Raw genomic sequence first — 24,344 nt, forward strand, 5'->3', positions numbered from 1 at the left:
TGGTGAGATTGAAACAATAAAAGTCCATTTTAAGGAAAAACGATATCTGCCTATCACACAGGTAGTAACGTGAAAGGAAAAAAACTATGCCTTTATACAAAGCTCCATTACGCGATATGCAATTTGTACTGCATGAAATGCTTCAAACAGAACAGAACTATCAAGGTTTAAGCAAATATCAGGAAAGCGTAAATCGAGAATTAATTGATCAATACTTAGAGGCAGCAGCAGATTTTTGTGAAAATGAATTGGCACCGATTAACCAAAATGGCGATCAGGAAGGCTGCCATTTAAATCAAGGCGTAGTCACAACGCCGAAAGGTTTTAAAGAAGCCTACCAAAAATATGCTGAGCTTGGGTTTACCTCTTTAACTGCTGACCCAGAATATGGTGGGCAAGGCTTACCGACCTTATTGCGGATTGCCATTTCTGAAATGTTATGTGGTTCTAATTGGGCTTGGGCAATGTATCCGGGCTTGTCTCATGGGGCAATGAGAACAATTGAGCATCATGGTACCGAGCAACAAAAACAGAAGTTTTTGACTAAACTCATTAGTGGTGTCTGGACCGGAACGATGTGTCTAACCGAATCACATGCGGGCTCGGACCTTGGGTTAATTAGAACCAAGGCCGAACCAAATCCTGACGGTAGTTACTCAATTACGGGTGAAAAGATTTTTATCTCGGCAGGTGAGCATGATCTTTCTGAAAATATTATTCATATTGTTTTAGCCCGTCTACCTCAGGCACCCGCAGGGACTAAAGGTATTTCTTTATTTATTGTGCCTAAATTTAATGTGAGTGATGACGGTCATGTGCTGGACCGTAATAAAGTCGTTTGTAGCGCGATTGAACATAAAATGGGGATTCATGGCAATGCGACCTGTGTACTGAATTTTGATGGCGCTCAAGGTTATTTGATTGGGCCTGAAAATCGTGGGCTTAATTGTATGTTTACCTTCATGAATACCGCACGTATTGGAACGGCAGTACAGGGGCTTGCAGCTTCTGAAATTTCATTTCAAGGCGCATTAAGTTATGCCAAAGAGCGACTCGCCATGCGCTCGTTATCTGGAGCAAAATATTCAGAGAAGAATGCAGACCCAATTATTGTGCATCCCGCTGTGCGATCGATGTTAATGACACAAAAAGCTTTTTCTGAAGGCGGCCGTGCATTGGCTTATTTTCTAGCTCAACATGTAGACATTGTTGAAAGTTCAAACGATCAAGAACAGCAAAAACACTCCGATGAATTACTGGCTTTTTTAACGCCAATTGCTAAAGCTTTTTTAACAGAGTCAGGTAATGAATCTGCAAAGCATGGCGTTCAAGTATTTGGTGGTCATGGCTTTATTGTTGAGCATGGTATGGAGCAGATTGTACGTGATGCGCGTATCTCAACATTGTATGAAGGAACCACCGAAATCCAGTCTTTAGATCTGCTTGCACGGAAAGTCTTAAATTCAGAAGGCAAGCTCTTAAAGAATATGACGGATTTAATTGATCAATTCATTCTTCAACATCAAGCGAATGTAGCACTGAAACCTTATTTAGAAAAATTAGGTGAACTTAAGCAGCAATGGTTATCGCTCACCACAACAATTGCTGAAAAAGCGAAGCACAACCCTGAAGAAATTGGGGCAGCTTCGGTTGATTATCTTTATTTTTCCAGTTACGTCGTGTTCGCTTATTTGTGGGCCCGAATGGCACAAGTTGCCCATGAAAGATTAGAGGTGGGTACACAAGAGCAAGCTTTTTATAAAGCGAAGCTAAGCACAGCTAAGTTTTTCTATCAAAAACTTTTACATCGTACACAGAGCCATGCTGCTTCTATTGAGTCTGGAGCTGAATCTGTGATGGAGCTCGATCAAGATGCTTTTGCATTTTAGTGACTAGTAATTTTTAGGATTACTACGTGAAATTGACATGCAAAATTTTACCTAGTAATTAAATTTGTAATTTTAGACTCATCAGTTTTTGGTAGGAAAAACCAGTTGAGCCAAACAAATAGAGGGTTAACATAAGCATTAAAGCGTGAATTTTCATCAAATATAGATATTGGATAAGGACTACGGAAAGAAAATCATGAATGCTTATTATCAATTACTGAATAGAACAATTGGTCCTCAAGGTGAAGTTATTGCGCATTATTGCTCAACTGTTCATGCACAAGGGGCATGGAACCCTCATGAACAACACATGGCGCCTGCAAGTGGCGTAATCGCAGCTGAGTTAGAGCAATTTTCACCACGACAAGATATGCGAATTGGTCGAATTAGTTTTGATATTTTTGGATTGATTGCTTTTGGTGAATTTACAATTAAGACGCATGTGATTCGTGCCGGTAAAACCATTGAATTGATTGAAGCCGAAATGCAAGCACAAGGTAAAACCTGCATTGTGGCTAGAGCGTGGCGAATGTGCACTCAAGATAGTTCAGATATTGCTGGGCTTGAAGATCAGCCAGTTCATCATCCAGATACCTTTACAGAATGGACAGGTATGAAAAGATGGCCGGGTGGCTTTATTCAAACGCTCGTGACTAAAACGGATGATCAGCATCGTGCGGGCAAAGGGATTGTTTGGCTCAATAATGATAAAGAAATGGTTGAAGGGCAGCCGACGACAGATTTTGCACATTTAATTGGAATGGTAGATACCGCAAACGGGATTGTACCAAGACAAGAAGATGAATTTACGTGGGGCTTTCCAAATCTTGATTTGCAAATTCACATGCACCGCTATCCGCAAGGTAAATGGTTAGGTTTGGAAACCGTTCAGCAATATGGTTCAGATGGCATTGGCTTAACCAGTGCAGTTTTACATGACGTGTATGGCCCATTTGGACGAAGCGAACAGATTTTGACTTTACGTAAAATGGCTAAATAAATTTTTAAGGCAATAAAAAAGTCATCCCTGAGGATGACTTTTTTATTATGAGACTAAACTTTTAACTACGCACTTTAATGAGTGTTGGTGTAAGTTCATCCCAACGCTGTTTTGCAGCATCCATTGCTTTCATTTTGATATGACCATAACCACGGACTTCTGCTGGTAATTTTGCAATTTGCTCAGCAACTGCCAAGTTATGATTGTCTGGTGCTTCAACAAGTGCTTCAACAAATGCGATGTAACGGTCACGCCATACTTGTTCGTGTTGACGTTCTTCTTGACGTGCAAATGGGTCAAGGAAAGTTTCCCGCAGCCATTGTAAGCGAGCAAGCATCATCATTGGGAAGCGCATCCAGTAACCAAACGCACGTTTACGAACATTTTGCAGACCGCCGAGTAACGCTGGTGGAGCAAGATGATAAGTTAAACGTAGGCCTTTACCGAATTGTGTTTCAATCGATTCTTTGAAGCTTTTGCCGGTTAACAGACGTGCAACTTCATATTCATCTTTATACGCCATGACTCTATAAAGCTGGGTTGCAATCGTACCAGTTAATTCTTCTGGTAACTTTTTAGCAGCCAGTTCTACCAGCGTACGGTATTTAGTTGCATAAGCGTCATTCCAATAGTCTGTCAGGCGAGTAGAACGGTCTTCAACAAGTTCAGCCAAAGTTTGTGGTGTTTTGGTTTTTGGCATTGCTGCAAGTAAACGTGCAGCTAAAGTTGGGTCACTTGCAAGATGACAACCTACACGGAAAGCTTCAATGTTCTTGTCAACGGCTGTACCATTTAAGCGAATAGCTTTTTCAATGCTTTCACGTAACAGCGGAATACGACCAGATTGCCAAGCCATACCGAGTAACAACTGGTTGGTATAAATTGCATCGCCTAGTAATTGTGTTGCAATGCGAGCTGCTGGCAGAGAAACCAGTTGACCTTGACGAACACGACCACGAAGACGATCAATTAAATCACTAATAGGCGCATACCAGTCACGAGATTTAATGAAATCAGAAGTAGGTGTACTGTCTTCATTCACAATAACCAAAGCATCATCTTTTAAGCGAGATAGAGCAGCGCTACCACCAGCGACTACGGCATCTGCACCGATCAATAATTCACATTGTCCTGCTGGAATTTTGGTAGAAGAAATTTGCTCATCAGTTGCTGCAAGTTGTACGTATGAATAAACCGTACCACCTTTTTGAGCAAGTCCAGCCATGTCCATAACACGTGTTGCTTTACCTTCTAAGTGAGCAGCCATACCAAGGAGTGCACCAATAGTCACCACACCTGTACCACCAATACCACCGACCATAATACGACTTGGAACATCATATAACTGAGGAATGATTGGTGATGTTGGCCAGCCTGCGCCAATTCCTTCAAATTTAGTAGGACGTTTCATGTCACGTGTATGAACAGTCACAAAACTAGGGCAGAACCCTTCGGCACAAGTGAAGTCTTTGTTACAGCTACTTTGGTTAATTTGACGTTTAGTACCTAACGCAGTCTCTACTGGTTCAATAGATAAGCAGTTTGATTTTTTCGAACAGTCGCCACAGCCTTCACAAATATCACTGTTAATGTATAAACGCTCAGCTGGGTCAGGGTAGGCATCACGTTTACGGCGACGGCGTTTTTCACTGGCACAGGTTTGTACATAAATTAAAGCGGTTACACCTGAAACTTCACGAAGCTCGCGTTGAACAGTATCGAGTTCATTACGGTGGCGAATTTCTACACCCGGAGCAATACCGTCTTCTTCATTTAATAGTTTAACTTCATCAGTAACAATAACTTGTTTTTTAATGCCTTCGGCAGCAAGCTGACGAGTTAACTGTGCAACACTCAAATGACCATCTACATGCTGACCGCCTGTCATAGCGACTGCATCGTTGTAGAGGATTTTATAGGTAATATTAGTTTTTGCAGCGATAGATTGACGGATTGCTAAGTAACCAGAGTGGAAGTAAGTTCCGTCACCAAGGTTAGCAAAAATATGTTTTTCATTGGTAAATGGTGATGCACCAACCCAGCTTACACCTTCACCGCCCATTTGAGAGAAGGTTTCAGTACCGCGGTCAAGTGAAACGGCAATATAGTGACAACCAATACCACCAAGTGCACGGCTACCTTCAGGAACGACTGTTGATGAGTTATGAGGGCAACCACTACAGAAATACGGTTTACGTTCTGCAAGATCAATGACACGTTTTGCTTCTTGCTCTGCTTTTAGCAGTAAGTCGATTCTATTTTGGATTTGTGTTTTTAAGCTTTCTGGAATATCGAGTTTTAAGAAGCGAGCAGCCAGCATTTTTGCAATGGGTTCAGGCTGGTACTCATAGTGACCAATGAGCGGTGCTTCTTCAATAGAGGTACTCCATTCACCTTTGCCGTCAGTTGCTTTACCAATCACATGTGGACGTTTGCCATCAGGCAGTGAGTACAGCTCATCTTTAATTTGTGCTTCAATAATTGGACGTTTTTCTTCAATAACGATCAGTTCTTGCAAACCTTCTGCAAACTCATGAACGCCTTGAGGTTCTAAAGGCCAAATTAGACCAACTTGATAAACACGTAGCCCAAGCTGTTGGGCAGTTTCATCTTCAATACCTAAAATGCGTAGGGCTTCAATCGTATCTAAATAACCTTTACCACTTGCGGCAATACCAATACGGGCATTTTCACACGGCCATGTTACGGTGTTGATTTTATTCGCGCGGGCATAAGCCAAAACAGCAGGTAAGCGATATTTATAAAGACGTTCTTCTTGCTGAATGCCGTGATCTGGCCAACGAATATTGACGCCGTCGGCAGGGAAATTGACATCTTCTGGTATAACCGGAGTAACACGGTCTAGATCGACATGAACAGAAGCGGAAGTTTCTACAATTTCACTGACCAGCTTCATTGAAGACCAAAGGCCAGAAAAACGTGAAACTGCAATGGCGTGAACACCAAAGTCTAAAATTTGTTGAACGGATGTTGGGTAGAAAATTGGAATACCACAACCAATCATGACATGTTCAGACTGGTGGGGGATTGTAGAAGATTTACATGAGTGGTCATCACCAAATAAAGCAACGACACCACCACGTTCAGAGGTACCAGCTAAGTTAGCATGGCGGAGTACATCGCCTGAACGGTCAACACCGGGGCCTTTACCATACCACCAAGAAGACACTCCATCATATTTGCCTTGGCCTGAAAGATTAACTTGTTGCGTACCCCAAATTGCGGTAGCAGCCAAGTCTTCATTTACACCAGGTTGAAATACAACATTATGGGATTTAAGCAATCCTTGAACTTGCCAAAGGAAACTATCATAGTTACCAACAGGGGAACCGCGATAACCAGAAATAAAACCAGCAGTATGATAACCATTAATCGCGTCACGGCGAGTTTGGGCAAGAGGCAACCGAACAAGTGCCTGAATGCCAGTCATATATGCTGTACCGTTATCACTTATATATTTATCTTCAAGTGACACATCCTTTGTTGCAATAATATTTGGAGTGACTTTTGTAGCTATGTTCATTTATATCTCCTTAGAATTTTTAGTAGCTCGGACTACTTTCTTTTTTCAACATCCAGTTGAATATTTGGAGCAAGTGACATACGAAATAAAAAAAGATCGGTTCCTCTTCTTAAAAAAGAATTAGTGCCAATGTATGTACATTTAGTCATTGTGGTTGATCTAAACTGGTGCAACAATCCGTAATTTAGGAAAACATATTTACGTTATGCGCAAAAATCTCGATGGTGGACTATTGCATGCAATGCATGCATTCCTGAAAGTGATTGATAGCGGGAGTTTCACAGCAGCAGCTGAGCAGATGGATCTGACCACAGCACAGGTTTCACGTCTTATCAGCGAGCTAGAAACACGCTTAGGTACAAAACTCATACAACGCTCAACGCGCCAGCAGGCACTGACTGATATTGGTGCGACTTATGCAGAGCGCTGTCGCCAAGTCATTTTAATAGTGGATGAAGCAGAATCAGAAGTAACAGGAACGGCATCTAAACCGAAAGGGCGTTTACGTGTATTAAGCATGGGAAGCTTTGGGCATCACTATGTTTTTCCAGTGATGGCCGAATTTTGTAAACATTACCCCGAACTAACCGTGGAATATACGACTTCACAGTACGTTCCAGACTTGTTGGCAAAAGGGGTCGATGTGAGTCTCTATCTCACTGAATCTTTAACAGACTCCCGCTTTGTTGCCCGCAGAATTGGCACTATTTTTTCTGTTTTATGTGCTTCACCTGCATATCTAGAAAAACATGGTGTTCCTAAGTCGCCCGAAGACTTAAAAAATCATGCCTGTTTACGCTTAGTCAATCCGTCTATCACAGCAGATTGGCACTTGTTAAATGCAAATGGTGAGTCTTACCAAATTGATATTGGTGGGCAACTCATTGCAGATAACCCTGAGTTATTGTTAGATGTTGTGCAGCAGGACATGGGCGTGGCGTTATTGCCGATGTTTTCAGCTTTAGATGCAGTTCAAAATGGAAGATTATGCCATATCTTGCCAGAGTGGCGTTCGCCCGATATTGGGGTTTATACCTTATTGCCTTCACGCCATTTTATCGATGCTAAAACGCGTGCATGGTTAGATTGGGTGGAAGAATATATTTCGCCAAGAATTGAAATGGATGCATCTTATTTTTATAAATAATGAGATAAATTTTTTAAGGATTAAGATAGAAAAGGATGAACAATAATACGGATTAGAAGAAAAATAGGGTAGAGAATGCTTCTGTTGAGAGGGGCATTTAATACAGAGATTAATTCAAAATTTTAAATAAATTGCATGAGGGATTTAGTCCCAATTCCTAAACGAAATGAGATAAAGATGAGATAGGATGATCTGGTAATCGGCCTAATATTAAGCCTTATACCAGATGCTGAGCTATTTTAATTTATGGCTATGCACATTTGGTTTGCCAATAAGCATTTGCATAATTCGACAAGCTTTTTCGGTTTAATACATTGCTAATATTCTGGCTGGCTTGCATTAACTTTTCTAAGTCTATACCAGTCTCAAACCCCATGTGTGATAGCAAATAAAACAAATCTTCGGTCGATACATTGCCAGAGGCACCTTTGGCATAAGGGCAACCGCCAAGTCCTGCAAGAGATGAGTCAAAAACACGAATGCCTTGCTGTAAAGACTGATAAATATTGGCAATTGCCATGCCATAGGTATTGTGGAAATGCCCAGCTAAAACCTTGCTGTCTAGTTCAAAAAGGCATGCTTGCCAAACCTTTTGAACTCGATCTGGTGTTGCGGTGCCAATGGTTTCACCTAAAGATACTTCATAGCATCCCATGTCATAGAGTCGTTTAACGACTTTCACTACTTGCTCAGGCGCAATTGCACCTTCATAAGGGCAATCGACAATACAAGAAACATAGCCACGTACACGAATATTGTGTGCTTTCGCTGCGGTCATGACATCGCTAAATTTTTCAAAGCTTTCATCAATAGAGCAGTTAATGTTTTTACGGGTAAAGCTTTCAGAAGCTGCGGTAAAAACCGCAACTTCTTTGCATCCTACCGCTTGAGCCGTCTCAAAACCTTTGATATTGGGAGTGAGCAGACTAAATTGTACATCAGTGGTCTGCGGTAACAGTTTAAATAGCTCATCACTTTGAGCCATTTGCGGCACCCATTTTGCCGAAACGCATGAACCAACTTCAATGGATTTTAGGCCTGCATTTATCAGGTCATTAATAAAGTTTAAGCGTTGTTCAACCGTTAAAGCCTGCTTTTCGTTTTGGAGGCCGTCTCTGGGACCGACCTCCACGATTTTGACAAACTCACTCATGCAACTTCCTCCTGAGCAGGCTGAAATTCCACAAGCTCATCGCCAGCTTTGACTTGATCGCCCACTTGGAAATAGGAGTCTACAATCACGCCGTCTTTAGGGGCACGGATGGTGTATTCCATTTTCATTGCTTCAAGCGTCATTAAAATATCGTCTTTCTTCACGCTATGATTTGCACTTACTAGCACTTGCGTGACCACACCCGGCATTGGTGCTTTTAGGTGGCCTTCATCGGCTTGGCTATCTGCTTGGTTAAAGTCTTGGCGAATATAAGCAAACTTATAGCTTTGTCCATTTTGGAACAAGGTAATGCCTTGCTGACTTTGGTTAAAAGATAGCTTTTGCTGAGTTCCACCAATTTGAACAGACGCCGTATGCGCATCAATCAATTGACCAGAAATCGGGTAGCTTTGACCGTTATATTCTGCGGTGAAGCCATCTTCATTTGAGGCAAATTTAATTTGGATATTTTGGTTTAAATAGTTCAGTTTAATACTGTGCTGATAAGCAATATTTAAACGCCAAAGTGGTTGAGCCTGCCAAAGCTGTTTTTGGCTTGAGCTGTTGTTATTAAGTTTACTTAGAAACTCAATAAATGCCGCTGCCACCACAAGTTCAGGTTTAATCTCTTCAGGACTAAACAAGAAGTTTTGTTCACGTTGAATCAGGTTGGTATCAAGTTTGGCTTGTTTGAACGAGTCGCTGCGAACAATCTTTTCAAGAAAGGCAATGTTATTGCCTAAGCCATCAACATGGAATTGGCTTAAGGCATGTTGCATTTGAATGAGTGCAGCTTCACGGTTTTTACCCCATACGATCAGTTTGGCAATCATTGGGTCGTAATACGTCGTGATTTCATCGCCTTCAACAATGCCGCTATCTACACGCACATATTGGTTTTGAGTTGGGTAGTGCAAATAGTCAATTTTACCAATGGCAGGTAAAAAGCCTTTTTCAGGTTCTTCGGCATAGATTCGTGCTTCGAGCGCATGCCCGTGAATTTGCAATTCGTTTTGTAGTTTAGGTAAAGGTTCGCCATAAGCTACACGAAGTTGCCATTCAACCAAGTCTTCACCAGTAATCATTTCAGTCACTGGGTGTTCGACTTGTAAGCGGGTATTCATTTCCATGAAATACGCCGTACCGTCTTGTTCCACAATAAACTCGACCGTACCAGCACCGACATAGTCTACTGCACGTGCAGCATCAATAGCAGCCTGACGCATCGCATCAAGCTTCTCGCTTGGCATTTGTGGAGCTGGAGCTTCTTCTAATACTTTTTGGTGGCGACGTTGTACGGAACAGTCGCGTTCAAACAAGTGCACATAGTTACCGTGTGTATCGCCAAACACTTGTACTTCGATGTGACGTGGTTGAATCACATAGCGTTCAATCAAGACATCATCATTACCAAAGCTCGATTTAGCTTCGCGCTTACATGAGGCTAAGGCATGTAGAAAATCTTCACTGCGCTCAACCAAGCTCATGCCTTTTCCACCACCGCCAGCACTGGCTTTAATTAAAACTGGATAGCCAATTTGGTCTGCCTGTTGTTTTAAAAAGTCGGCATCTTGGTTGGTTCCGTGATAACCCGGTGTTAAAGGGACGCCTGCTTTTTCCATTAAAGCTTTAGAGGTCGCTTTTAAACCCATCGCTAAAATGGCATCTACTGGTGGGCCAATAAAGCAAATATTGTGTTGTTGGCAAGCTAACGCAAACTGATCATTTTCGGATAAAAAGCCGTAGCCCGGGTGAACCGCTTGGCTACCCGTATCGATTGCTGCTTGAATAATACGGTCGGCTTGTAAATAACTTTGTGTTGCAGGGGACTGACCAATATAAACTGCTTCATCTGCAAGTTTGACATGTTGTGCATTTGCGTCTGCATCGGAGTAAACAGCAACTGTTGCAATACCTAATTTTTTAGCTGTGCGAATCACACGGCAAGCAATTTCGCCACGGTTCGCAATTAAAATCTTTTCAAACATGATGATCGTCCTTAATTGTTGTTATTCGAGTTAGAAACCCAAGCAGGCTGCTGCTTATTTAAAAAGGCACTCAGGCCTTCTTTTGCCTCGCTACCTTGACGAACTTGAGCAATATGATGTGCTGTCTGTTGCAGCAAGTCATTGCTCATGGTCTGGTTGCTCACCATTTGAATGAGCTGTTTTGATGCAGCTTGAGCGTGTGGGCCACCGAGTAATAGAGCATCAATAATTTCTTGAACTTTTCTGTCTAAGTCTTCGGCATCTGCCACTTCGTGTGCCAAGCCAATTTGTTTGGCTTCACGTGCTGAAATTCGCTCGGCAGTTAAGAAGTAACGAGAAGCTTGTCTTGCGCCAATCGCACGAATCACATATGGGCTAATGGTAGATGGAGCAAGCCCTAAACGAACCTCAGAAGTTGCAAACTTGGCATCAGTGCTAGCAATACAAATATCACATGCCGATGCCAAACCCATGCCGCCACCAAAGGCAATGCCATGTACACGGGCAATGGTCGGTTGTTTTAGCGTTGCGAGAGCATCTAACATTTGCGCAAGTTTTAATGCATCTGCTTCATTTTCTGCTGAAGATGCTTGACCTGCCTGTTTCATCCAGTTGAGGTCGGCACCTGCTGAAAAGCTTTTGCCGCGACCTGCTAAAACCACAACGCGAATATCATCACGTGTATTGATTTGCTTAAAGCAAGCATGCAGCTCTTCAATAACTGTCGTATTAAAAGCATTGTGTAGTTCAGGGCGGTTCAGCCAAACATAGGTAACCTGACCTTGTTGTTCGAGTTGTAAAAATTGATAGCTCATATACACCTCTTACATGCGGAACACGCCAAATTTGGTTGGTTGGATTGGGGCATTCATAGCGGCAGCAAGACTTAAACCGAGTACTTGGCGAGTTTGAGCTGGGTCGATTACACCGTCATCCCAAAGTCGGGCAGAAGCATAATATGGATGACCTTGACGCTCGTATTGTTCACGAATTGGTTGTTTAAATTCATCTTCTTGTTGCGCTGACCACTCGGCACCTTTTTGCTCAATCTGATCACGTTTTAAAGTTGAGAGTACGCTTGCTGCTTGTTCGCCGCCCATCACAGAAATACGAGAGTTCGGCCAAGTCCATAAAAAGCGTGGTGAATAAGCACGGCCACACATGCCGTAGTTACCCGCACCAAACGAACCACCAATAATCAAAGTGAGTTTTGGTACATTTGCGGTTGCAACTGCCATCACCAGTTTGGCGCCGTTTTTTGCAATCCCTTCATTTTCATACTGGCGACCAACCATAAAGCCCGTAATGTTTTGTAGGAATAACAATGGAATATTGCGCTGTGTGCATAGCTCAATAAAGTGCGCACCTTTTTGTGCAGACTCGGAAAATAAAATCCCGTTATTGGCAATAATGCCGACTGGTATACCATAAAGCGAAGCAAAACCAGTAATGAGGGTTGAGCCAAAACGTGCTTTAAACTCATCAAAACGAGAGCCATCTACAATGCGTGCAATGACTTCACGCACATCGAAAGGTTTACGCGCATCACTTGGAACTACACCATAGAGTTCCGATGCATCAAACAGAGGCTCATCAATTTGCTTGTTTAAATCATTTGGCTTTTTATTTAAGTTAGCAACAATGTTTCGTGCAATCGCAATTGCATGTTCATCATTTTCAGCTAAATGATCAGCCACACCTGAAAGACGTGTGTGAACATCACCACCACCTAAATCTTCACTACTCACCACTTCGCCAGTTGCAGCTTTTACAAGAGGAGGGCCACCTAGGAAAATCGTACCTTGATTACGTACAATAATCGTTTCATCAGACATGGCAGGTACATACGCACCGCCAGCGGTACAGCTTCCCATTACCACAGCGATTTGGGCAATACCTAGACTCGACATGCGTGCCTGATTATAGAAAATACGCCCGAAATGATCTCGGTCTGGGAAGACTTCATCTTGCATTGGTAAATAGGCACCGCCTGAGTCCACCAAATAAATACAAGGCAAGTGATTTTGTTCTGCAATTTCTTGTGCGCGTAAATGCTTTTTAACCGTAAGTGGGTAATATGTTCCACCTTTAACCGTTGCATCATTGGCAACAATCATGCAAGTTGCGCCGTTGACCTGACCAATACCCGCAATCACACCCGCAGCAGGAACATCATCTTCATAAACGTTGTACGCTGCCAATTGACCAATTTCTAAAAATGCCGTGCCGACATCAATCAGTTGATCAATACGTTCACGGGGTAAAAGTTTACCTCGAGCCAAATGTTTTTGACGGGCATTTTCACCGCCGCCTAAAGCAATACGCTGGGCAACTTGTTTTAGATCTGTGACCAATGTTTGCATGGCTTGCTGGTTTGTTTTGAAGTCTTCACTTCGAACATTAATCTTGCTTTGTAATTGGTTCATAAGATGCGTCCTTATTTATAATTATTATTTGGTTTCATTGAAAAGTTCGCGGCCAATCAGCATGCGGCGAATTTCAGAAGTTCCCGCACCAATTTCATAAAGTTTTGCGTCGCGCCATAAACGGCCAGCAGGGAATTCATTGATATAACCATTACCGCCTAAAGTCTGGATTGCTTCACCAGCCATCCATGTTGCTTTTTCGGCAGAATATAAAATGGCACTTGCGGCATCTTTACGTAGGCTGCGGTCATGATCCGCTTTGTCGCAGGCAGCACCAACAGCGTAGACGAGGGCTTTACATGCCAACCAAGTTGAATACATATCTGCAAGTTTGCCTTGCATAAGCTGGAACTCACCTAAAGCTTGGCCAAACTGTTCGCGTTGATGCAAGTATGGGATTACGACATCTAAACAAGCATCCATAATGCCTAAAGGTCCGGCACTTAAAACGGCACGTTCATAGTCCAAACCACTCATCAGTACTTTTGTACCGTTACCAACACCACCGAGTACGTTTTCAGCAGGGACTTCTACATTGTCAAAGAACAGTGGGTAAGTGTTAGAGCCACGCATGCCTAACTTGTCTAAATGATTACCGTGGCTGAAGCCTTTCATGTTTTTTTCAACTAGAAAAGCAGTCATGCCTTTTGCACCAGCTTTAGGGTCAGTTTTTGCATAAACCACCAACACATCGGCGTCACCGCCATTGGTGATCCACATTTTTGAACCGTTTAAAACAAAGTGATCACCTTTTTGCTCAGCACGTAATTTCATGCTGACCACATCAGAACCTGCATTTGGTTCAGACATCGCAAGGGCACCAACATATTCACCAGAAATCAATTTTGGTAAATATTTCTGTTTTTGCTGCTCGTTACCGTTACGGTTAATTTGGTTTACGCATAAATTAGAATGAGCACCGTAAGACAAACCAATGGCTGCCGAAGCACGAGAAATTTCTTGCATAGCAATAATATGAGCTAAATAACCCATATTGGCACCGCCATATTCTTCAGAAACCGTCATGCCTAAAAGGCCCATATCTCCGAACTTTTTCCAAAGATGTGCAGGGAATTTGTTGTCTTGATCAACTTGTTGAGCAATTGGTGCAATTTCCTTTGCACAAAAAGCGGCTACCGAATCTTGAAGCGCAATTAAAGTTTCATCTAGACCGAAATTCAAGCTGCGTAGGTTCATGATATTTTCATCCTATTGGTTATATTTGTTGTCCATAAAATATTTTGTGGGTATTTGATAAGTAACATACAATGATTTTTTGAAAAAGTGAATACAGATTCATAAAATGATTTACAATTCATTTTATTTGTTAGAGAATAAATTATGAGCTATAAACGATCATCTTTAATGCAAGAGCGGATGGAGCAAAATCGTAAATCGATTTTGAATTCAGCCAGAAAAATAATTTCAGAGGGAGGATTTAAAGACGCGCAAATACAAACCATTGCAGAGCAAGCGGGTGTATCTAGTGGACTGGTTTATCGCTACTTTGATAATAAAAGCCAAGTGCTGATTGAGGTTTTGTCCGAGGCTATTAATACAGAACTATTGGTGATTGATTCGATTACCGAAAGTGAGTTATCGGCAAAGCAGAAATTACACAAGGCGGTGGCAACCTTTGTAAAACGGGCACTGAATAGTCCTCAGCTTGCATATTCACTCATGTTTGAACCCGTCGATTCAACGGTTGAACATGAGCGTTTTCGTGTGAAGCAATTGATTAAACAAAGTATTAAAAAAATACTTGCGGATGGAAATGCAAGTGGTGAGTTTGTCTTGGATGATTTAAATACAGCAGCACTTTGTGTTGTCGGCGCCATGACCTATGTGGTGGTTGAACCCCTAGACCCAGCTCAAAATACAAAGTTCGATCATGCGCACAAAGACTATTTTTCAAAACAGATTGCTGACTTTTGTGTAGATGCTGTGCAGAAGAAATAGGGCATATAAAGAATAAACATTACAAAGTAGGCGGTTTGGAAAAGTAGTTGCAGTAACAACAATTAGATCAGGTATGAAGAGAATTAAAAGAATCAAGGAGAATGATTCAATGCAACAAGAACGGTTAAGCTACGCCTCGGGACCAAGCACACAGCCCTTATTGGGTATGACCATTGGTGAACAATTTGATCAGGCTTGTCGGCAATATGCTGAAAAGGAAGCAATCGTTAGTTTTCATCAAAACAGACGACTAACCTATAAAGCTTTACAGGATGAAGTAAATGCTTTTGCTTGTAGCCTTTTAAAATTGGGATTAAAAAAAGGAGATCGATTAGCCATCTGGTCACCTAACTGTGTGGAATGGACGGTAACCCAATTTGCAGCTTTTAAAGCAGGGATTATTTTAGTCAATCTAAATACAGCTTATAAAAGCCATGAACTTGAATATGTGTTGAATAAAGTCTCATGCAAAGGATTGATTATTGCTTCTCAATTCAAAACCACTGATTACCAAGAATTACTGACAAAAATTGCCCCTGAATTAATTAACAGTTCAGATAAAGTCCTCAGTTCAGCGCGACTGCCACATTTAAAATTTGTCATTAAAATCGATGACCAGCAACATACGGGCATTCATCGTTTTAGTGATTTAGTTACTACACCAACTTCTGAACAGCTAGAACAATTAAAACAATTAGCGAAGCAACATCAGTTTGATGAAACGATTAATATCCAATTTACTTCAGGTACAACAGGCAACCCTAAAGGGACCATGTTGACCCACCATAATATTTTAAATAACGGTTATTTCGTGGGTGAAGGGATACGTTTAACCCCTCAAGATAAAGTTTGTATTTCCGTGCCGTTGTTTCATTGTTTCGGCATGGTCATGGGGAATTTAGCATGTGTGACACATGGTTCAACGATGGTCTATCCGTCGGCGGTATTTAATCCTTTAGAAACTTTAAAAGCGATTCATCAAGAACGTTGTACGGCGGCTTATGGCGTGCCAACCATGTTTATTGCCACCTTAGAACATGAGCAGTTTAATGAGTTTGACCTGTCGAGTTTAAGAACAGGAATCATGGCAGGCAGTCCTTGCCCACGTGAAATTATGCAGCGGGTTATAGACCGTATGCATATGTCTGAAATCACGATTTGTTATGGCATGACTGAAACCTCACCAGTCAGTGTACAAAGTTCGGTAAATGATTCGATTGATAAACGTGTGAGTACAGTTGGACATGTTCATCCGCATGTTGAAATTAAAATTGTCGATTTAGAAGGACAGATTGTTCCGCAAGGCACTTTAGGCGAGCTATGCGTTCGTGCTTACTCAGTGATGGCGGGCTATTGGGGCGAAGAAGAAAAGACCAAAGAGGTCATTGATTCAGCTGGCTGGATGCATACGGGTGATATTGCCGAAATGGACCAAGACGGTTTTATTAAAATTAAAGGCCGTATTAAAGATGTCGTGATTCGTGGTGGGGAAAATCTCTTTCCTAAAGAAATTGAAGACTTTTTATATACCCATCCCGATGTGAGCGATGTACAGGTGATAGGCTTGCCAGATGCGAGATATGGCGAGGAACTCTGTGCTTGTATTATTTTGCATGAACATCATCAAATTGATGAAAATAGCATTCGTCAATTCTGTAAAGAGCATATTTCCCATAATAAAGTGCCACGCTATGTTCGATTTTTTAATGAGTTTCCAATGACTGCTTCTGGGAAAGCCCAAAAGTTTAAGTTACAAGAGATTATGCGTGCTGAGCTTAATTTAACAGGAAATGTCTTTGACTAAATAAAGTCAAAAGCCCGGTCAAAGTGCAGCAAACTATAAATTGAAAGGCAGTTTGAAAAGAGGATAAAACAAAATGGCAAAAGACTTTAATAGCCCAAAAGTAGTCGATGGATATGATGAACATATCCGTAAATTAATTCCGGGTTATGAAGCGATCCATCAACAGGTGGATGCCATTTTGCAATCAGTGTTGAAACCGAATGCTCATATTTTAATTGTGGGATGTGGCACGGGTTATGAACTCGAATATTTACTTAAAAGACATCCGAACTGGAAATTTACAGCAGTTGACCCATCTTTAACGATGCTTCAAAAAGCCCAAGAACAGGTTGAACTTTTAGGTAAATCTTCACAAGTGACTTTTGTACATGGGGAAACTTCAGCTTTGCCTCTTGAAAATTGCTTTGATGCAGCACTGTCTATTCTTGTGGCTCATTTTATTGCAGATGACATAAAACCTGCGTTCTTTAAAGATATTTATAATCGCTTAAAAGAAAACGCGATTTTGCTTACCTATGACTTAATGACGTGTATAAACCCACAGCAACTTCAAGCTTTATCTTATTTATGCTTGGCACAAGGTTTAACAGAAGAACAATGTCAAAAAATGCTAGAGCGTATGGCGGAGGACTTTTTTAGCCTAACCACTGAGGGATATATAAAACTTTTGGAAAAAACTGGCTTTGAAAGTGTACAGCCTTATACGCAAATTTTGACATATCAGGGTTTTATTGCAAAAAAATAATACTATTGGGGGATATAAATAAGGGTTTAAAACCGAATATCCTCAACGTGGAAGAGAATATAAAAATGAAAAATTAAAGGGTTGCTTTTACTGCTTTAGGGAGGATGGGTCTAAAAAATATGAGGGAACGTCTTTCTTGTGAAAGAAAGGCAAATTTTCAAGGATCTATTTTAGATAGGTACATAACAAAAAGGATGTCGAGATCTTTAAGTCGGTTTAAAGGTCTAAAGGAAAATTTCATGATGAAAGTTTTAAATACAACGGTTCAAAAAAGCCTATTGGCAGTTTCTGTGTCTTTACTTATGCCTTCTGCTTTTGCGGGTCAAGTAAACCCTGAAATAGAGCAACTTCGCCAAGAAGTAAATGAGCTAAGGGCAATGCTACAGGCAGATATACAAACTCAAAAATCTTTAACCCAAGAAAAAGTAGAACACGTCACTCCTGTCGTTACCCAAGCTTCACAACCTATACAACAAGTATTAACTAAATCTGGTACAGAATTTAACCTATACGGATATATACGGGCAGATGCTTCTTATCAAATTAAGGGAGCATCTACAATGTATAACAATATTAGTGGGGTTCCACTTGAACATACGCCAGAAGAATCTGCTCAAAAGGACCAATTGCACAGTACGGTCTATGTGACGCGGTTTGGTTTAAATTTTAAAACACCAACAACCGCTGGGGATGTGGGTGGAAAACTGGAAATGGATTTCTTTGGGGCCGCCACTCGTGATCAGTTTCGTATACGCCATGCTTATTTAACTTTTGATAAATGGTTGATTGGTCAAACTTGGTCGACATTTATTGCACCTGAGTATTACCCAGAAACAATTGATGCAGGAACATTTGTAGGTAGTGCTTTACTTAGATCGCCAATGGTTCGCTATAGCGATAATTTAACGGCAAATACAAGTTTTGCAGTATCAGTTGAAGACCCGAAATATACAGCGGCAACAGATCCAGATAACAAAATGCGTTTACCAGCTTTGGTGGGGCGCTTAAATCATAAATTTGTCAACGGTTCGATGCTTTCAGGCCGTAGCTTTGTCGCAGAAAAAAGAACCAATAATGACAGTGAGTGGGCGTGGGGGGTAGGTTTCGGCGGTAAATACCAAATCACACCAGATACTTTACTTAAAGCCGATTATTACCATGTCAAAGGAGATGGGCGTTTCCTGCTGTGGAGTAATAGCGGCTATGCAATAGATGATCAAAATAATATGCATAGCAATGAGTTTGACACCGTTTCTTTGGGTATTACTCATCAATTTACGCCAAAAATTCGTTCAACTTTAGCTTATGGCTATATGAAAGCCAAAGATGACAACCGTTTTGCCAAATTACAACGTAATAGCATCACTCAAAACAAAGAGCTTTGGCAGGGCTGGGTAAATGTACTTTATAACCCTTACAAGCCAATTACGTTGGGCGTCGAATATGTGTATGGCGAACGAGAAACTTTTGATGGACGTAACGGGATTGATAACCGCTTCAATATGATGGCGACTTATGACTTTTAATTTACTCAACAAAACCTTGAATAATCTGTTTTTTCTTTAGGGTGAAATATGTCGTTTTAAAAAAAATTGAATATGAATTTATCTCACAGAGGAGGTGGGTAAATGACAACTTCTAAATTAAATGTAAATGAAATTATTGATCAGGCCAAGTTTAGATCGTATCACTGGAGTATTTTACTTTGGTGCTTATTAATTATTATTTTTGATGGGTATGATCTGGTTATTTATGGAGTAGTGCTGCCTTTGCTGATGCAAGAGTGGTCGTTGACGGCTGTGCAGGCGGGAATGTTAGCAAGTACGGCTCTGTGTGGAATGATGTTTGGGGCAATGTTCTTTGGAACTTTGGCAGACAAAATAGGCCGTAAAAATGTGATTTTAATTTGTATCACTCTTTTTAGCGGGTTCACTTTTTTAGGTGCTTTTGCATCAAGTCCACTTGAGTTTGGGGTACTTCGGTTCTTGGCGGGGCTAGGCATTGGTGGGGTCATGCCAAATTTAGTTGCTTTGACCTCGGAATATGCACCTAAACGCATACGCAGTACTCTAGTAGGGAGTATGTTTAGTGGTTATGCGATTGGGGGAATTCTTTCAGCCTTAATTGGTAGTTATTTGGTTGAAAGTCAGGGATGGCAAATTATGTTTTTAATTGCTGGTATTCCACTATTTTTATTACCTGTAATCTGGAAGTTTTTACCCGAGTCTTTAACTTTTTTAGTTAAAACTGGAAAAACTGAACAGGCACAGCGCATTATTCAAAAAATTTCACCTGAGCAAACCATAACGAGCAATACGCAATTAGTGCTTAATGAAGATAATGTTCCAACAGGCAGTTCCGTAAAAGGATTATTTCAACAAGGCCGCGCATTTAATACACTCATGTTCTGGCTCGTGTTCTTCATGTGCTTACTCATGGTGTATGCCTTAAGCAGCTGGTTACCAAAACTCATGCTTGCAGCAGGGTATTCATTGGGCAAAAGTATTTTATTCTTGCTTGCCCTAAATGTTGGCGCAATGATCGGTTCAATTGGCGGCGGCATTTTGTCTGATAAATTTCATTTAAAACCTGTAATTATGGGAATGTTGCTGGCGGGTGTTTTTGCATTAATAGGTTTAGGCTTTAAGTCACCAGCCTATGTTTTATATGGTTTAGTCACTGTTGCAGGCGCCGCAACGATTGGCACCTCAATTCTGCTTTATAGCTACGTTGCACAATATTATCCATTGAGTGTGCGCTCTACTGGAATTGGCTGTGCTTCTGGTGTTGGTCGTATTGGGGCAATTGTTGGTCCAATCTTAACGGGCATGTTATTAGTATTAGAATTGCCACATAAGATGAATTTCGTGATGATCGCAATCCCTGCAATTTTGGCGCTTTTCGCTGTTATGGTTTTGCGACGACATGCTGTTGAAGAAAAAAATATTGCTCCAAAACTCTCTGCTGAACTAGAGGGTGGTTGATACATATTTATACAGGTAGGGAAACCATTCCTACCTGTATCTGGAAATTTTATTTGCTAAGCAGCTGGTTTAAATGAACCAGATTAGCCATTTGCTGGTTGCCACGATCATTTGGATGTAAATGATCACCAGAATCATAAATTGGATTCAATCGCTCAGGATGTTTTGAATCTTTTAAGCCTTGATCAAGATCCAGAACCCCATCAAATGTTTTACTGGTTCTAATCCAGTGATTGATTCGCTGACGTAATTCATCTTTATTAGGTTGGTAATAATTATCTAAAGGTGTATTGGGTAATGCGCCTGAAAAGGGAAGTAACGTCGCCCCAATCACTTGAATACCTTGCTCATGAGCTTCTTTTACAACACGTTTATAACCTTCAGTTAAGGCTTCAAAAGACGGTATTTGTTGTTTAGGTGCAAAAGCTGTACCGGGCCATGAAATATCATTAATACCCACCAGCACAATTAAAGTTTTAACACCTGAGTATTGAAACACTTCACTTTTTAAACGTTTTAAAGCACTGTCACCCATGCCATCGTTAAGTAACCGATTTCCTGAAATTCCACTATTAATGACAGCCACATGATGTGCTGATAAGCGTTTAGCTAAAAAATCAGTCCATCGAGCATTTGCATCTAGAGTCGCCGTTGCTCCATCGGTAATTGAGTCTCCAATAACTGCAACAACATGAGCTTTACGCTTCGGTTTTACTTCTACTGCCGACAATAATAACCTCGCCGTTGTTGCTTGAGCATTCGGAGGAACACTTAAGTTTGCTGTCTGGTTGCCAGTAATAATCCAACTGGTTTGTTTAGCATCCCAATGAAAAGTTTTAAAGGCCGTTGGTTTTTGAATATAGCTATTTACCATTAACTGGCTATGATCTGGCACAGAAAGATAAATTGGGTCACTAATCAGTTGTTTGCCAGGTAAAATTTGTGCTTTAAGCTTTCCAGAAAAATAAACAGGATAAGCACTCTTGGATTTTAGACTTTTTGAATTCACTAAACCTATGGTGGTTTTATCAATATAAAGCGGTTGTTCACCATATTGATTTGTGAAAACCAGTCTAACCGCTTCACCACCCAAACTAATTTGACTCACTTGTCTGATCGTTTGATTAGATATTTGCTCAGGAATATGAGTTGGGAAAACAAAATCTTTATTCCAGACTTTTTGGGGGCTAGCAGACCAACTGGTAATCCATTGGCTCTTTTGCACTTCTGCTTGAGTGACCGTAGAAAATAAAATGAAAGACAACAGGGTAGATTTATAAAGTTTCATCTCATGAATCCTTTAAAACGAATTAAAGTTATCTTGAAACAAATGAGTGGCTTGTTATAGCGGTCTAAGCGGAATAAGATTTGTGAATCAAATTCATAAATATATTCCGTTATGTCATATTTTGATATTAATCGATCTGGCGAGCTGGCAATTTTTATTCGTGTGGTCGAGTTAGGAAGCTTTTCTGCTGTAGCAAGAGCATGCGACATGACGCCGTCTGCTGTCAGTAAATTAATTGCTCGTTTAGAGAAAAGACTTGGGGTAAGGTTACTTAACCGTTCAACACGCCAGTTTCAACTCACCAGTGAAGGATGCCAGTTTTATGAGCAGGGTCTTCAAATACTCAGTGAGCTAGACGAGCTTGAACAATCGGTTACTGCCAATCACACACCTAAAGGACGAATAAGAATTCATACCAGTCTTTCATACTGGACGCATTTTTTATTACCTTGTATTTCTTTATTTAATCAGCGCTATCCGCAAATTGAATTAGAGGCTCATTTAAGTGATGAAGTCATTAATTTAGTTGAGCAAAGAATTGATGTTGCAATTCGGACAGGGCCATTAAAAAATTCAAATCTAGTGGCGCGTTCATTGGGGAGTACTCATAAACATTATGTATGTTCACCAACATATATTAAACAGTGCGGTTGCCCACAGCATCCAGATGAACTTTACGAACACCAACTTTTAGACGTAAGTTATCAACGCCAGAATAAAACATGGTTATTTAAAAAAGCTGATCAAGAAATCGCGCTTGTACCTACTCAGGTTTTAAGAGTAAATCACGGAGAAGCGATTTTGCAGTTAGCGCTTGCCGATGTTGGCATTGCACAGCTAAATGAATTTCAAATTCGAAAAGCGCTAGAACAAAAGCAGTTAATTAAAATTCTTGAAGACTGGAATATTCATGCTTCTGAAGAATTTCATGCTGTTTGGATCGGCCATGATAAATATGTTCCTAAACGTGTACGGGTCTTTTTAGATTTCTTGGTAGAGCATGCAAATATCAGTTAATTGGGTCTTTTCTTGCACTTAACTGACATTGGTGAATTGTTTCATTCATGGTTTCCACAAAGTTCATGTTCGCATCAATATTTTGTAAGCTTACTTTTGGTAGGTTTTCTACAAATTGTGGCGAATAATGTTCTTCTAAAGAGTTATAAATACAATTGCATTGTGAGAGCGCACGGCCTGACCACATACAATGGGTATTGAATTCGTTTTTACTAATAGGTCTGCAACCTAATAAACTTATTAATAGGGTGCACACTAAAACAATACGATATGAAAAAAACATCATTATTGCTCTTCGTTGGTTGTTGTTATCGTTAAGTTATGCTTATAGATATTCTCATCTTTAACTGGCGTTAAATCTTGAGATTTTTTCCGTGTAAAGATGAAATTGAGAATAGGTGAAAAGATGAGAGGAATTCTTTAAAAGTGTTTTAAGCTGAACGATAAGATAATGAAGTTTAAGAAAAATAAAATGATATAAAATAATAGTCATTAGAGACTCCTTGATAAAAGAAGTTACGCCCAATCACTGCTATTAATTATGGTGGTGAAACGAAAGAGGGTTAGCAGACTGGAGCCAAAGAATCCAGCACACCCGAGGGTGTCCCCCTTCCGTTCCACCGTAAAGGGGGCACACAGGGATTTCCACAAAAAAGTTAGACTTTTTCGTGTACTTTGGCTAATGGTCTGCTAAAACCAACTGGCAATGTAGGCCAGCACGCAAAGGATAGTATTCGCTATTGTTGGCGTCAAGCGTGTGAAATGACAATCGTATTAAAGTAGAGCGGTTAGGTAGTTGAATAATTAAAATTGGGTAAGTCAAAGATCACTTAAATTTAACTTACTCTAACCTTCTTAACTTTATATAAATATTTTTATAACTTCTTTTGAGTATATAAAATTAAATTTTTTATGGTTCAACCATTTCACCACTATAAAAAACTCTATTGGAATTACTTGTCAAACTTAAGGTCATTATTAAGTGGTCTTGATCTAATTCATTAAATTTAGAAACCTCTATTGTTCTTCCATTATCACACTCATATAAAGCATATACTGACAACTCCTTATCTATAAGTTTGGAGTATCTAGTTTCTCCTTCTAAGGGATTTTTAGTATAAGTACAAGTTCCAGAAGTATTTAATTCAGGTCTATTAGCATTTTTAAAATCCATATTAAAAGAGATTCCTTTTTCATCAATGAAATGGATATCTAATTTTAAGTGTGAAGGTCCTAAAGTTGTTAAATTAGGTGAGCTAAGATTTGTCGAATTACTTTCATTTAACTCCTCCCCTAATACTTTCGGTTGCTCTTCTTCAGATGAAATATCACTATCCTTCGTATAGGAAGCACTACTCTCAGCTTGATAATCAATATTATTTATAGGATCGTTAAATTTA

The 24,344-nt window shown here is 40.5% G+C and carries 17 protein-coding genes and 1 pseudogene; 9 read left to right on the forward strand and 9 right to left on the reverse strand.

The window, feature by feature from the left end; translation table 11 throughout:
- The first annotated feature begins 86 nt into the window (after window positions 1–86).
- Window positions 87–1,889, forward strand: a complete 1,803-nt coding sequence (locus NL42_RS13555) for an acyl-CoA dehydrogenase C-terminal domain-containing protein (protein ID WP_461313125.1) — start codon at window positions 87–89, stop codon at window positions 1,887–1,889.
- A gap of 196 nt (window positions 1,890–2,085) precedes the next feature.
- Window positions 2,086–2,889 (forward strand): thioesterase family protein, encoded by an 804-nt coding sequence (locus NL42_RS13560; protein WP_461313126.1) that lies wholly within the window; start codon window positions 2,086–2,088, stop codon window positions 2,887–2,889.
- A gap of 61 nt (window positions 2,890–2,950) precedes the next feature.
- On the opposite strand, the gene NL42_RS13565 is transcribed toward NL42_RS13560, so the two are convergent.
- Window positions 2,951–6,433: an indolepyruvate ferredoxin oxidoreductase family protein gene (locus NL42_RS13565; RefSeq protein ID WP_461313127.1), complete on the reverse strand. Its 3,483-nt coding sequence runs from the start codon at window positions 6,431–6,433 to the stop codon at window positions 2,951–2,953.
- A 205-nt stretch (window positions 6,434–6,638) separates the two neighbouring features.
- Here NL42_RS13565 and NL42_RS13570 point away from each other — a divergent pair, with 205 nt between their 5' ends.
- A complete protein-coding gene (locus tag NL42_RS13570; protein WP_461313128.1) occupies window positions 6,639–7,580 on the forward strand; it encodes a LysR family transcriptional regulator in 942 nt (313 codons plus the stop codon).
- A gap of 250 nt (window positions 7,581–7,830) precedes the next feature.
- Here the strand turns inward: NL42_RS13570 and NL42_RS13575 are convergent, their stop codons facing one another.
- From NL42_RS13575 to NL42_RS13595, 5 genes are read right to left on the reverse strand one after another with little or no spacing between them, the layout of a single operon-like run.
- Window positions 7,831–8,733 (reverse strand): hydroxymethylglutaryl-CoA lyase, encoded by a 903-nt coding sequence (locus NL42_RS13575; RefSeq protein ID WP_461313129.1) that lies wholly within the window; start codon window positions 8,731–8,733, stop codon window positions 7,831–7,833.
- A complete protein-coding gene (locus tag NL42_RS13580; protein ID WP_461313130.1) occupies window positions 8,730–10,721 on the reverse strand; it encodes an acetyl/propionyl/methylcrotonyl-CoA carboxylase subunit alpha in 1,992 nt (663 codons plus the stop codon). Before NL42_RS13580 ends, NL42_RS13575 begins: the two co-directional genes overlap by 4 nt.
- An 11-nt stretch (window positions 10,722–10,732) precedes the next feature.
- Window positions 10,733–11,536, reverse strand: coding sequence for an enoyl-CoA hydratase/isomerase family protein (locus NL42_RS13585; protein ID WP_461313131.1), 804 nt, complete (start codon window positions 11,534–11,536; stop codon window positions 10,733–10,735).
- 9 nt (window positions 11,537–11,545) lie between these two features.
- Window positions 11,546–13,147, reverse strand: coding sequence for a carboxyl transferase domain-containing protein (locus NL42_RS13590; RefSeq protein ID WP_461313132.1), 1,602 nt, complete (start codon window positions 13,145–13,147; stop codon window positions 11,546–11,548).
- A 24-nt stretch (window positions 13,148–13,171) separates the two neighbouring features.
- On the reverse strand, window positions 13,172–14,344 hold the full coding sequence (locus tag NL42_RS13595) for an isovaleryl-CoA dehydrogenase (protein WP_016138538.1): 1,173 nt from the start codon (window positions 14,342–14,344) through the stop codon (window positions 13,172–13,174).
- A gap of 144 nt (window positions 14,345–14,488) precedes the next feature.
- Between NL42_RS13595 and NL42_RS13600 the strand changes: the two genes are divergently transcribed.
- From NL42_RS13600 to NL42_RS13620, 5 genes are all read left to right on the forward strand, one after another.
- Window positions 14,489–15,106 (forward strand): TetR/AcrR family transcriptional regulator, encoded by a 618-nt coding sequence (locus NL42_RS13600; protein ID WP_004793061.1) that lies wholly within the window; start codon window positions 14,489–14,491, stop codon window positions 15,104–15,106.
- Window positions 15,107–15,215: 109 nt separating this feature from the next.
- A complete protein-coding gene (locus tag NL42_RS13605) occupies window positions 15,216–16,910 on the forward strand; it encodes an AMP-binding protein (RefSeq protein WP_461313133.1) in 1,695 nt (564 codons plus the stop codon).
- A 73-nt stretch (window positions 16,911–16,983) separates the two neighbouring features.
- On the forward strand, window positions 16,984–17,655 hold the full coding sequence (locus NL42_RS13610) for an SAM-dependent methyltransferase (protein ID WP_461313134.1): 672 nt from the start codon (window positions 16,984–16,986) through the stop codon (window positions 17,653–17,655).
- A 242-nt stretch (window positions 17,656–17,897) separates the two neighbouring features.
- Window positions 17,898–19,181 carry a DcaP family trimeric outer membrane transporter gene (locus NL42_RS13615; protein ID WP_461313139.1) on the forward strand — a complete coding sequence of 428 codons (1,284 nt, stop codon included), beginning with the start codon at window positions 17,898–17,900 and terminating at the stop codon, window positions 19,179–19,181.
- Window positions 19,182–19,283: 102 nt separating this feature from the next.
- Entirely contained in the window at window positions 19,284–20,639 is a 1,356-nt protein-coding gene (locus tag NL42_RS13620) for an aromatic acid/H+ symport family MFS transporter (RefSeq protein WP_461313135.1), read from the forward strand.
- A 49-nt stretch (window positions 20,640–20,688) separates the two neighbouring features.
- On the opposite strand, the gene NL42_RS13625 is transcribed toward NL42_RS13620, so the two are convergent.
- Window positions 20,689–21,927: an SGNH/GDSL hydrolase family protein gene (locus tag NL42_RS13625; RefSeq protein WP_461313136.1), complete on the reverse strand. Its 1,239-nt coding sequence runs from the start codon at window positions 21,925–21,927 to the stop codon at window positions 20,689–20,691.
- A 111-nt stretch (window positions 21,928–22,038) separates the two neighbouring features.
- Here NL42_RS13625 and NL42_RS13630 point away from each other — a divergent pair, with 111 nt between their 5' ends.
- Window positions 22,039–22,944, forward strand: a complete 906-nt coding sequence (locus tag NL42_RS13630) for a LysR family transcriptional regulator (RefSeq protein WP_461313137.1) — start codon at window positions 22,039–22,041, stop codon at window positions 22,942–22,944.
- On the opposite strand, the gene NL42_RS13635 is transcribed toward NL42_RS13630, so the two are convergent.
- Together NL42_RS13635 and NL42_RS13640 are read right to left on the reverse strand one after the other, a co-directional pair.
- Entirely contained in the window at window positions 22,937–23,230 is a 294-nt protein-coding gene (locus tag NL42_RS13635; RefSeq protein WP_461313138.1) for a hypothetical protein, read from the reverse strand. The genes NL42_RS13630 and NL42_RS13635 overlap by 8 nt on opposite strands.
- A gap of 624 nt (window positions 23,231–23,854) precedes the next feature.
- A pseudogene (locus NL42_RS13640) lies at window positions 23,855–24,344 on the reverse strand (hypothetical protein); the annotation flags it as partial.

The sequence above is a fragment of the Acinetobacter sp. GN11 genome (genome assembly GCF_054823985.1).